Source organism: Paenibacillus ehimensis NBRC 15659 (genome assembly GCF_004000785.1).
Classification (GTDB): Bacteria; Bacillota; Bacilli; order Paenibacillales; family NBRC-103111; genus Paenibacillus_G; species Paenibacillus_G ehimensis.
The window spans coordinates 1-11,722 of the sequence record NZ_BILX01000041.1; the positions used below are offsets into that span (position 1 = coordinate 1).

Sequence of the window (11,722 nt, forward strand, 5' to 3'; positions counted from 1 at the left end):
CTCCTCCGGCTGCGGCAGCCGGAACTGAAACCGGGGCCGGATCGGCGGCCGCCGCAAAATTTGCGCTCGCAATCAAGGCCAGGCCAACGACAAGCGTTAATAATTTTCGCATCACTCACGACTTCCTTTCCAAGTTTTTGAGTTCCGGCTACGGCCGGGATAGAAGAAAAACGGATCACCTCCCGCTACTTTGATGGACAAAGGGGATGTATAAATTTACATAAAAACAAATTATATACATTTCGTATAAATACTAAAATGGATGATTGATGTTGTAAATCCTACAGTGGTATTAGGTCTCTCGCGGCGGCAGACGATCTTTTCTTCGTCGAAACGACAAAAAAACCGTTTCCCCGATGAGTCGGGAGAACGGTTTTTGGTGTGTGTGGCGTAAGTTACGTTTTATTTGCCGTTTTTCATCTGCTCGGCGAACTCCGTAATTTTTTGCGCCCGCTGGGCGATCGAACCGGAGGAAACGTTATATTTCGCCGAAAGCGCAGATTGCGTCACTTCGGCAACGCCGTGCATGGAGGCGATGGCGTATTCCATAGCGGCGAGCATCACGTCCGCTTTGCGGATTTGCGGGCGTTCGTGGGACGCGTAGGCGTGCCACAAGGCGACCGCTTCCGTAATGCGCTGCCAATCGAAGGTTCCTGCCATCTGTCCGGCTAATTGCCCGGCGACCGATTGATATATTTCTTGAGGCCAGTCCAGCACCTCAATGAGGGTTTGCACGGTTTCCGCATTGAGAGACGGACCTTGATCCGCTGAAGGCCGGCTGAGGGACGGCGAGTCCGTATTCGGCGCTGCCGCTTGGAGTTGAGGCGCTTCACCGGTCAGTAGGCAGCAGTGCTTGTACTTCTTGCCGCTGCCGCAGGGACACGGCTCGTTTCTTCCAATTTTTCGCAAGTTCATTCCACTTCCATTTCTTCTGCCAATTTCACTCTGATGACATTATAGCCTTTGAAAGGAAAAATTCCAAGGCTTCGACACGATTCGACGGCATTTAGCCGTAAATTCGATGCTTTTTACGAGGAAAAAAGCCTCCGCAGAGGAGGCTTGTCTTACGTTTTAAGCGAAACCGCTGATAGCGACGACGGACGGGCGCGGGCCGGAATCCCCGGAACGGTGAGGCCACAGGCTCGTCGGTTTGCCGGTTGGCACCGTTGCTTGACCGGGATGCGAGACGGACAGGAACAAGGTCCGCTCGTCCGCCGTGAAGCAAGGGCCCGTAAAGGCCGCTTCGACAGGCGCGGAAGCGAAAAGCTGCGCCGCCGCACTATCCTGACCGGCTGTGCGGACCACGTACAGTCCGTTGTTGCGGAACGGGGCGTACGCGCCTTGATTCAGCTTGTCCGCCGGAATATCGGAGGCGACCCACAGGTTGCTCCGGTCGTCGAAGAGCAGCGTTCCCGGCGAGCTGTAGCCGCTGCCTCGCCCGCCGTTCGATACGACCTCATAGTCGAACGCCGCGGCGCCTGCGTCTCCGTCCTGCTCGGCAAGCTGCGCCAGATGTCCGTGGATATTTCCGTGGCGTATATTATTCGGGAAGGCGGCGATCAAGGCGCCGCTTTTGGCATGGACAGCCAATCCGGCCGGCCTGTCGGTCGGCGTCGCTCCCAAGATCAAGGCGGCGTCCTGAGCATAGACGAGCACGTCGGCTTGCTCCTTATACCGCTCAACGAGCACTTCCTTAATTTGATTGACGCCGAACGGCACTTGGAAGTCGTCGCGGTTCAACGCGTTCTTGACGGCTTCGATCGTCAGCGGAACCCACCGTCCGTCGACGAGGTCGGCGGCGTAAAGCGTGCCTTCGGTCAGCAGGTCGGCGTTCGCTTTTCCCGACGCGGCCTGGAGCTTCCCGGCGCTGACAAATTTGTAAAGACACGAATCCGGGGTCGTGTCCCCCATATAGACGACCACGCGGCCGTCCTTGCTTAGCGTCACGGCCAGCTGGCCATGATGGAACCGGCCGAGGGCGGTATGCTTTCGCACCTTGAAGCTGCCGTCGAACGGATCGGCTTCGACCACCCAGCCGTAGTGCGAAAGCTCAAGTCCGGCGCTCCCGCAGGTGCTCTCGAAATCTCCTTCGCAAGAAAGCACGGTGCCCCATGGCGTGACGCTGCCTGCGCCGTTCCCGAAGGTGCCTTGTACCAACCCGGCTCCCTTCACGGCGCGCGTTCCCCGGGCCGGGCCGGCCAGCTCGACACGGTCATAGCCGGTAATCCGCCGCGCGTATGCGGAATCCGGGTTGATTTTCCATTTGCCTTCCCGATCGCGGTACGCTTCGACAACGGAGGCTCCCTGACCGTACAACAGCGACTTGACCTGGTCCGCGCCGAGCGGGCCCTGCTGCCGCTGATTCAAGGCCAGCAGCGGATGAACGGAGGCATGATTGACCCAGAGAAGTCCGTTCACCTGCTTGTCGTCAAACGGAAAGAAGCGGGTAAACTCGTTGTTGTAGCCGAACGTATCGCCCTTGCCGTTAATCGGATCTCCGAAGCTGACCAGAACGTCGTGCCTGAAGCCTTTGGGGAGGACGAGCTCGTCGCCCGCTCCCGGTTCGATCGGTGTGAAAGCGTCGGTTACTTTGCCGGTTTTCCGGTCGAACAAGCTATCGCTTGCGGCGGCGCTGCCGGTAAAAGCGCCCAAGCCTGTCGATGCGGCGGCAATCGTAACGGCCCCGGTGCCAAGGTAAGCCAGAAACGTTCGTCGGGAAAGCGTTTTGTTTTTCATCAGCGATCTCCTCTATTAGGGCATCAATTCGTTGTAGCCGAATGGTAGGAAACTATGTATAATTTAATTGAACAATCTAGTAATTTATACCTAAAGTTTAAGATAGCATAAAATGCGGGTTTGCGGAATACGGCGGCAGACGCAGCGGATGATTTTTTTGGCGGCAATCAGGCCCGAAGGCAGGTGCAGGCGGTGTTACGGTTTTCCCGCGCTCAGGCGGAGGACGAGTCCTTTCTTTATGAAGTGTACGCAAGCAGCCGGATGGAGGAAGTCGGGACGTGGGGCTGGGGACCCGGGCAGATCGACCACTTTCTCCGGATGCAGTACCAGTTTCAGCAAAAGACATACGCCGCGCAGTATCCGGAGGCCGGGTGGGAGCTCGTTTGGCACGGGCAGCAACGGGTCGGCCGAAGGATGACGGCCCGTCTGGAAGACCGGATCGTGCTGGTCGATTTGGCCCTGCTTCCTATATATCAACGGCAGGGGATCGGCACCTCGCTGCTGCAATCGCTTCAACAGGAAGCGCAAAAAGCCGGCAAGCCGCTTTGTCTGAGCGTACAGGCTCATAACCCGGCCCGGCGTTTATACGAGCGGCTCGGGTTCCGTACACAGCAAGAAAACGGTTTGTATTGCGAGATGATCTGGCAGGCCAATACTCAATTCTAGATGTAGGTGATATTTTGCGACCGGATTGTTTTTCTTCCTTTCGTAGTGTGCTGCACACCAGCTTTAAAGTGGCGCTGGATGAAAGCGACGCCGAATTGAGCTTGATCGAAGCCAAGGATACAGGCTCCACCCCGGATTACGAGCGGTTCTCATTACTATTCTCAGGCCCCCTTGAACCGTTTCTCCCACAGCAAATCTACTTGTTCAGACATCCACAGTTGGGCGAACTCCACCTGTTTACGGTGCCCGTAGGCAAAAATCCCGATGGTTTCTTGTACGAAGTTGTATTTAGCCGCCCGTTAGCGGCGGAATAGCATTCGCTATATCAATCGAAAAAGGAGTTGATTATGGATGGCAGAGCCATATATGGGCGAAATCCGGATGTTTGCCGGAAACTTTGCGCCTTTAGGTTGGGCGTTGTGCGACGGACGACTGTTGTCCATTGCAGAGTATGACACTCTCTTTATGGTGATTGGCACGACCTACGGCGGGGACGGACAAACGAACTTCGCCTTGCCGGACTTGCGAGGACGGGTGCCGATTCATATGGGACAAAATCCTGCAACAAGCAGCACTTATTCCTTGGGACAAAAGGACGGCGTCGAATCCGTAACGCTAATCGCGAATCAGATGCCCGCGCATACGCATGGCGTGATGGCTCAGTCGCAGCAGGGGACATCGAATTCGCCGGCAGGCGGATACTGGGCGAACTCTACGCTAACGCAGTTCGGCGGCGGGACGCCGGGCGGAACGATGAACCCCAACGCCTTAACGCCCTCCGGGGGAGGGCAACCGCATGACAATGTGATGCCTTTCACGACCGTTTCGTTCATCATTGCCTTGCATGGGGCTTACCCTTCCCAGAGCTAGTTCAGAAGGAATGCATAAGGAGGAGTCGGGGTGTCAGAACCTTATCTCGGACAAATTAAATTATTTGCTTTTCACTTTGCTCCGCGCGGATGGGCTCTATGCAATGGAGCCATTTTGCCGATCAATCAGAATCAGGCTTTGTATTCGTTGCTCGGCACGACCTACGGCGGGAACGGAGTGACTACTTTTGCGCTCCCGGATTTGCGCGGACGGGTGCCGGTTCATCCGGGGAACGGCGTCACCTTAGGACAAGCCGGGGGCGAGGAAGCGCATACGCTGATCGTAAACGAAATACCCGCACATACCCATCAGGCGTGGGGGAGCAATGACACCGCCTCGTCCAAAAGCCCCGTAAATAACGTCTGGGCTAAAACAGCTGTAAGCTCCTATCATACGCAAGCCGACAAACAGCTAAGTGCGGGCGCTGTGGGGAATGTGGGGCAAAATCAAGCTCACACGAACATGCAGCCCTATACGGTCTTGAATTTTTGCATTGCGATCGATGGCAGTTACCCAACCAGGGATTAGGAGGAAGGAGCAGGCCTATGGATAGTTTTTTAGGGGAGATTACGATGTTTGCGGGCAATTTTGCTCCTAAAGGCTGGGCTTTCTGCAACGGACAGCTTATCCCGATTTCGCAAAATACGCCGTTGTTTTCGATCCTCGGCACGCAGTATGGGGGAGACGGGAAAACGACGTTTGCCCTGCCCAATTTGCAGGGAGCGGCTCCGATGCATTGGGGGAACGGGCCGGGGTTAACGCCGCGGAATATCGGACAGTCGGGAGGCAGCCGGACGGTAACGCTATTGACATCGCAGCTTCCCGCGCATACGCATTTAGTCAACACCGCCGCTGCGGGTTCCGGAACTACGGTAGAAGGGATGTTGTGGGCGAAAACCCCGGGGCGTGTCGGGGGAGCAGCTTACGGTGGCTTTACCAATTCCGTTCCGATGCATCCGGGAGCGGTCCAATCGGCGGGGGGGTCCCAGCCTCATAACAATATGCAGCCCTATCTTGCCATTCATTTTATTATTTGCCTTAATGGTATTTTTCCTCCTAGAGACAGCTAATACGCCGGCATCCGGTACGTTATTTGGCCGTTAAAAGGGAGAATCGGCGAGACGAAGGAAGGGTATGAATGAGAATAAACGCCATGGTTGATCATGCCGAAGCGAGGCAAACCGCTGGCTTCGTACGGACGCTTGCCGTTTTTGGCGGTGCGGCGGTTTTATTGTTGCTTTTGTCCATGTTTGCAGCTTCCTCGGCTTTCGCAGCTACGATAACCGTGGACACGGCAGCCGATATACCGGGAAACTGCTCGGTAGCGGGCCAATGCTCGCTGCGGGCGGCGGTGAATCAAAGCAACGGCTCGGGCGGATCAAATACGATCCAAATCCCGGCCGGGACTTACGTGCTGAACTCGGGAGAATTGGCAGTTCGCAGCAACGTGGCGATCATCGGAGCGGGAGGAGACCCGAACGGGAATCCAGCGGGCACGGTGATCAAGCAGACGGCCGGGACAGGCAAACGGGTATTCAATCTGAATCCGGATTCGGATACCGGCTATAGCATCTCGTTGAAGGCGCTGACGGTCAGCGGTGGGCAGCTTGCCGCCAGCGAGGAGTTCGGCGGCGGAGGAATTCTCGGTTACACAGGCAGCCAAGGCACGGTAACGATCGAGAACTGCGTCGTCACCGGAAATTCCGTATCAGCCGCTGGCCATTGGGGTGGCGGCTTGAATATCGCCGGACTGCAGGGAGGCAAAGCGGTTCTTCGAAACACGGCCGTTCAAGGCAACACCGCTGTGGAACGGGGAGGCGGGGTGCATTTTGAGGGCGACATGAACATCGACGTATTCAGCTCCGTTATCGATGGAAATATCGCTTCGAACGGTCTGGGAGGCGGGATGACTGTTTTTCCCGCTTCGGCAGCGGGGCAGATCCGGATTGAGGGCACAACGATCTCCCGCAACCAAGCCAACGGAACGATTGATCCTCAGGCAGGCGGCGGGGGGCTTTACCTCGGCGCACCGGCTCTAATCACGAATACGACGATCAGCGGAAATACGGCCAAAGGGAAGGGCGGCGGCCTGTATAATTCGGTTGGAAATACTACGCTGACGCACGTCACCCTGTTCGACAATCAAGCCGATCAGGGGGGCGGCGGGCTGTATGTGCTGAACGGCAATCCGAAACTGTCGAACACGCTTGCCGCCGGGAACAGCAAGGCAGGGAGCGCTGCCAGCGATCTTGAAGCAAGGACCGGTCAAAACGTAATAGCGGGAATCGACGCAACGAGCAGCTACAACCTGATCGGACTGGGCGGCAACGGACTTTTGCAGGCAGTGAATGGAAACCAGGTGGACGTGGCCGACCCGGGTGTGCTTCCGTTAAGCGCCAACGGGGGCTTGGGCGAAACGAATGCTTTGAAGGGAAACAGCCCTGCGCTCGGCAAAGGAAGCAATGTTTTGGCGACGACGTTCGACCAGCGCGGCTTCCCGCGGAAAACGAACGCCGCAGTCGATATCGGCGCTTATGAGGGAATGCCGGATGCTTCGATCAGCGTGAACGGCACCTATGCCGTAACCCTTCCGTGGGACGAAACGAAGCTCTCCGGGCTGGCGGCCAGCTCCTCGGACCAAACGGTGGTTCCGAACGGAAACGTCGTCGTAACAGGCAGCGGGACATCCCGCACGTTGACCGTTACGCCTGCGGCAGGCGGAGCAGCCGAGATTCAAGTAACCGCCGACAGCTCGGTTTCGGGAATGTCCCGCAGTTTAAGCACTTCGTTCAAGCTGACGGTTACGGGCCCGCCGGACCTGTCCATTACCAAGACGCACACCGGCGACTTCACACAGGGGCAGACCGGAGCGGTTTATACCATGAAGGTTAAAAACCTCGGAGGCGGCAGCACAAGCGGTACGGTGACGGTCAAGGACATGCTGCCCGCTGAATTAACGGCCGCCGAGCTGGAAGGAACGGGATGGACTTGCGATGCGGGAACGCTCGTCTGCACGCGTACCGACGCGTTGGCGGCAGGAGCGAGTTATCCGGACATTACGCTGAAGGTAAACGTGGCGGCGAATGCGCCCGCAAGCGTAACGAACGTGGCCGAAGTTGCAGGCGGCGGAGATGCGAATGCGTCGAATAACACGGTCAGCGATCCGACAAGCATCATTCAATTACCCGATTTGACCCTTGCGAAATCGCATGTTGGGAACTTTAAGCAAGGGCAAACGGGAGCTTCGTATACGATCACCGTCCGCAATGCCGGTACCGGCCTGACAAGCGGTACGGTGACGGTGGCGGATACGCTGCCTGCGGGGATGACCGCGACGGGGGTAGCGGGCTCCGGCTGGACTTGCGATGCGGGAACGGCCACATGCAGCAGGTCGGACGCGCTTGCTTCCGGGGACAGCTATCCGCCGATCACTTTGACGGTGGACGTTGCGGCCAATGCGGCTGCGCTGCTTACGAATACGGTTAACGTCTCAGGCGGCGGCGACGTCAATAACGCCAATAATACGGCAAGCGATCCGACGACGATCATTCCCGTGGCCGACTTGACGATTGCGAAGTCCCATACGGGCAGCTTTACGCAGGGGCAGGCCTCGGCCGTATATACGATAACGGTGACAAATAGCGGACAAGGTACAACGGACGGCTCTGCTGTAACCGTAACGGACACCCTGCCGGCCGGGCTCACGTTGAAGGGCCTTGGCGGCAACGGCTGGAGCTGCGATTCCGGGACGTTAAGCTGTACCCGATCCGATGCGCTGGCAGGGGGGAACGCCTATCCTCCGCTCACCGTGACGGTATCGGTAGATCAAGCTGCACCTGCGGCTCTCACGAACTCGGCAGTCGTTTCCGGCGGCGGCGAGATCCATACGGGCAATAATTCGGCCAGCGATGTGACTGCTATTCATCCGAAGCCGCAAATCGCCACTTCGAGCTTGCCGCAAGGAACGGTTGGCGTCGCCTATTCGCAAACGCTGACGGCGACAGGCGGCGACGGGGCCTATGTGTGGGCCGTGACCGGCGGCGCTCTGCCCGCGGGTGTAACGTTCGATGCCGCCACGGCGAAGCTCAGCGGCACACCTACGATGGCGAACAGCCATAGCTTTACCGTACAGCTTACCGACGGCAACGGCGTAACGGCGACGAAGGAGCTTACGATTCAGGTGAACCCGATGCTTGAGGTGTCCACAACCAGCGTACCGCATGGAGCTGTCGGAGCGGCTTATACGGCCTCGCTTGCGGCATCGGGCGGCAATGGCGTCTACGCTTGGAGTATTGCCGCCGGTACGGTGCCAGGCGGACTGACGCTTGCGGCGGACGGGACCTTGAGCGGCACGCCCGCGAGCGAAGGGACATTCTCTTTCGTGGTTCTTGTGACGGACGGCAACTCGCTGACGGCGTCAAGAGCGCTGACGCTTCAGATTCATCCGCAGCTTGTCATTCATGCGCCGGTTCTGCCGGAAGGCACCGTGGGCACCGCCTACCCGCAGCAGACGCTCAGCGCAAGCGGCGGGAACGGGACGTACACGTGGTCGGTCGCAAGCGGCTCGCTTCCGGCAGGCCTGACGTTCGACCCGGCGACTGCCGCTATAAGCGGGACACCGGCGACGGAAGGCACGTATAGCTTCGCGATCCAGGTTGCAGACGGCTATGGGGTGAAGGCGATAAAGACCCTCTCAATGCGGGTCCATGCGGCATTAACGGTCCAAACGCCGGAGCTGCCCGAAGGAACGGTCGGCGTTGCTTACGCCAACCAAGAGTTTTCCGCAGCCGGCGGCAGGGGAACTTATATGTGGACAGTCGGCGGTACGCTGCCAGCGGGACTGACGTTTACCGTCGACCCGCTCGATCCGAAGAAAGCATCCATTCAAGGGAAGCCGACGGCGGCAGGAGCTTACGAGTTTCAGGTTCAGGTGAAGGACAGCAATGGGGAAACGGTCGTTAAGAACCTTAGCATCCAAGTGAATCCAGAGTTGATCTTCACAGCGGCTCCTCTGCCGGAAGGCACCGTAGGCTTGCCTTATGCCGGCGGAACCTTAAGCGCGACGGGCGGAAGCGGCACCTACCGCTGGAGCGTCGAAGAGGGCCGTCTGCCCGATGGCCTTACACTGGATGCTTCCAGGGGAACGATAGACGGGACACCGAAGGAAGCCGGTGTGTATCCGGTGACGATTCAAGTGAAGGACGGCAACGGCATAGCCGTAATCAAGGTTCTGACGCTGAAAATCAATCCTCCGGTTTTAGTGGGAATCGCTTTTGAGGAATCGGAGTATGCGGTGAAGACCGGGGAAACCCGGGACACCGTTTTGAAGGCGACTTACTCGGATAGTCAGGTTGTCAGATTAACGACTGGAGTGGTATATACGATCAAGGATACGTCTGTGGCCTTGGTCAACGAATCCGGTCAACTCATCGGTGTAAAGAGCGGAAGCACCGTGCTGGCGGCTACGTATGGCGGCACTAAGGCTGAAACGTCCGTCCTCGTAAATAAAAGCATCACCGGCCTCGCCTTCGAACGGCCTTCCTATAGCCTGAAGGTCGGAGAACAGGTCAGTACGGTCGTTAGCGCAACGTACGGCGGCGGAAGGATCGTCCTGACGAACGGAGTGTTGTACTCCGTCAAGGACACCGCTATCGCGGAAATCGACTTGCACGGAGTCGTCACGGGCAAACAGGCGGGAACCACCGTTGCGAGCGCAACGTACGGCGAGGATACGGTCCAGACGACGATTGTCGTCGACCTAGACCTAACCGGTATCCGGTTTACGCCGGATACGTACGAGCTGAAAACGGGTCAATCCGTTCCAACCATGCTGGTAGCGGATTTCACGGATCGAAGCACGGCGCCGATCGGCCGATTGGCCGCCTACGCGTTCGAAACCGCGGGGATCGCCCGGATCGACGCGGAAGGCGTCGTGACTGCGCTGCAGCCAGGGACGGCGTTCCTTACAGCTACGTATGGCGGACGCTCGGCGACGGCTGTCGTACGCGTAAGCTCTTGGAGCGACGACAGTGGCGGCGGCGACAGCGACAGCGACTCGTCTCCATCTCCGTCCACCGGGACAGGTCCGCTTCCAACGCCGGCCCCTGAGGGGATTACGGTGAATATCGGACTGGATAACGGTTCAAAAGAAACCATTAAAGTCTCGCAGGACGACATCCGCACCGGCCTTGTCCGGATTACGTCTTCCGCTTCCTCCGCTTATGTGGAGCTGCCTTCGGCTACGATTGCGAAGCTGCTGGCGATGAATCCGGAGCTGTCGATCTTGTTCCAGACGGCCGGCGGGCTGATCGAGCTGCCGCTGGCGCAGATCGACCCGCAGACGCTGGCGAAGCTGCTCGGTCTGCCGGCAGGCGATATCGCCATTAACGTTGGAATCCGAACGCCCGATGCCCAAGAGCGCGGCCAGCTCAGCGAGGCGATCCGCCGTACGGGAGGAAGAGAGCTGACGGCACCGCTCGATTTCTACGTTCGCATCACGGATAGCAAGGGCAACGAAGTGAAGCAAAATGTCTTCACCAGCTACATCGTCCGTACGCTGCCGTTAAATGAACAAGCGAATGCGGCGAACGCCACCGGCGTGTGGTGGGACCCGGAAGCCCGTGAATACCGGTTTGTCCCGACCGTGTTTGAAACCCGGGACGGCAAGCCCGCAGCCAAGCTGAAACGACAAGGCTTCAGCATATACACGGTGCTCGATCGCTCCGCTTCGTTCGGCGATTTGCAGGGACATTGGGCGAAAGCGACAATCGAATCGCTGGCCTCCAAGCTGATCGTGCAAGGGCGGGAGGCCGATGCATACGAACCGGAAGGCCGCGTGACCCGGGCGGAATGGGCTGCCTTGCTCGTTCGCGCGCTGGGGCTCAACGTTTCGCAAGAGAAGGCGCCATTCGGCGATGTTCAAGAAGGCGATTGGTTCGCGTCGGCAGTTGGCGCAGCGCATAAAGCGAAGCTGATCGACGGGTACGAAGACGGCACCCTCCGTCCGAACCAAACCGTCACCCGGGAAGAGCTGGCGGCCATGACGGCACGCGCGATCAAATACGTTGGGGCCAAGCCTGCAGACACCCGGAACTCCGGCGAAACGTTCCAAGATTCCGCCAACATTTCCGGATGGGCCGGCGACGCGGTGCGTCAGGCGGTACTAGCGGGGATTATCGAAGGCGACGATCGAGGCCGCTTCCGTCCGTCCGATTCAGCCTCGCGGGCCGAGGCGGCGACCATGCTTTACCGGCTGCTCAAAGCCATCTCTTTTATATAGCAATTGATGATAGACCAAGTCCGATTGGAGCGGGCTTGGTCTTTTTTTGCCTTCAGGGCAACGCCACTGGAGAAGGAATGTTATTTTTTTAACATTTTAAAAAAAGGAAAATGGCTCCTGGATGTGGAAAAAGGCTAAGATCACCTTATTTTTACCAAGGAGCATGCGATG

Annotated in this window: 8 protein-coding genes; 6 read left to right on the forward strand and 2 right to left on the reverse strand. The window is 58.0% G+C overall.

What is annotated here, in order from left to right:
- Window positions 1-402: 402 nt before the first annotated feature.
- Together PEH01S_RS35165 and PEH01S_RS21535 are read right to left on the reverse strand one after the other, a co-directional pair.
- Entirely contained in the window at window positions 403-915 is a 513-nt protein-coding gene (locus PEH01S_RS35165; RefSeq protein WP_218032714.1) for an SEC-C metal-binding domain-containing protein, read from the reverse strand.
- Window positions 916-1,071: 156 nt separating this feature from the next.
- Window positions 1,072-2,736, reverse strand: a complete 1,665-nt coding sequence (locus PEH01S_RS21535; RefSeq protein WP_127487921.1) for a PhoX family protein — start codon at window positions 2,734-2,736, stop codon at window positions 1,072-1,074.
- Window positions 2,737-2,928: 192 nt separating this feature from the next.
- On the opposite strand from PEH01S_RS21535, the gene PEH01S_RS21540 reads away from it, so the two are divergent.
- The 6 genes from PEH01S_RS21540 to PEH01S_RS21560 all read left to right on the forward strand — a co-directional run bounded on the left by PEH01S_RS21540 (window position 2,929) and on the right by PEH01S_RS21560 (window position 11,551).
- Window positions 2,929-3,402: a GNAT family N-acetyltransferase gene (locus PEH01S_RS21540; RefSeq protein WP_127487923.1), complete on the forward strand. Its 474-nt coding sequence runs from the start codon at window positions 2,929-2,931 to the stop codon at window positions 3,400-3,402.
- A 14-nt stretch (window positions 3,403-3,416) separates the two neighbouring features.
- Window positions 3,417-3,716 (forward strand): DUF6916 family protein, encoded by a 300-nt coding sequence (locus PEH01S_RS36195; protein ID WP_025852856.1) that lies wholly within the window; start codon window positions 3,417-3,419, stop codon window positions 3,714-3,716.
- Window positions 3,717-3,753: 37 nt separating this feature from the next.
- A complete protein-coding gene (locus PEH01S_RS21545) occupies window positions 3,754-4,272 on the forward strand; it encodes a phage tail protein (RefSeq protein ID WP_127487925.1) in 519 nt (172 codons plus the stop codon).
- Window positions 4,273-4,302: 30 nt separating this feature from the next.
- Window positions 4,303-4,800 carry a phage tail protein gene (locus tag PEH01S_RS21550; protein WP_127487927.1) on the forward strand — a complete coding sequence of 166 codons (498 nt, stop codon included), beginning with the start codon at window positions 4,303-4,305 and terminating at the stop codon, window positions 4,798-4,800.
- A 17-nt stretch (window positions 4,801-4,817) separates the two neighbouring features.
- Window positions 4,818-5,342 (forward strand): phage tail protein, encoded by a 525-nt coding sequence (locus PEH01S_RS21555; RefSeq protein WP_127487929.1) that lies wholly within the window; start codon window positions 4,818-4,820, stop codon window positions 5,340-5,342.
- 68 nt (window positions 5,343-5,410) lie between these two features.
- The gene (locus PEH01S_RS21560) at window positions 5,411-11,551 is read left to right on the forward strand and encodes a putative Ig domain-containing protein (protein ID WP_127487931.1); all 6,141 of its coding nucleotides are present in this window, start codon (window positions 5,411-5,413) and stop codon (window positions 11,549-11,551) included.
- Window positions 11,552-11,722: the final 171 nt, after the last annotated feature.

Bases quoted from the DNA above. Each gene is read 5' to 3' on its own strand.
- PEH01S_RS35165 (WP_218032714.1), bottom strand. From the start codon at position 915: ATGAACTTGCGAAAAATTGGAAGAAACGAGCCGTGTCCCTGCGGCAGC.
- PEH01S_RS21535 (WP_127487921.1), bottom strand. From the start codon at position 2,736: ATGAAAAACAAAACGCTTTCCCGACGAACGTTTCTGGCTTACCTTGGC.
- PEH01S_RS21545 (WP_127487925.1), top strand. From the start codon at position 3,754: ATGGCAGAGCCATATATGGGCGAAATCCGGATGTTTGCCGGAAACTTT.
- PEH01S_RS21555 (WP_127487929.1), top strand. From the start codon at position 4,818: ATGGATAGTTTTTTAGGGGAGATTACGATGTTTGCGGGCAATTTTGCT.
- PEH01S_RS21560 (WP_127487931.1), top strand. From the start codon at position 5,411: ATGAGAATAAACGCCATGGTTGATCATGCCGAAGCGAGGCAAACCGCT.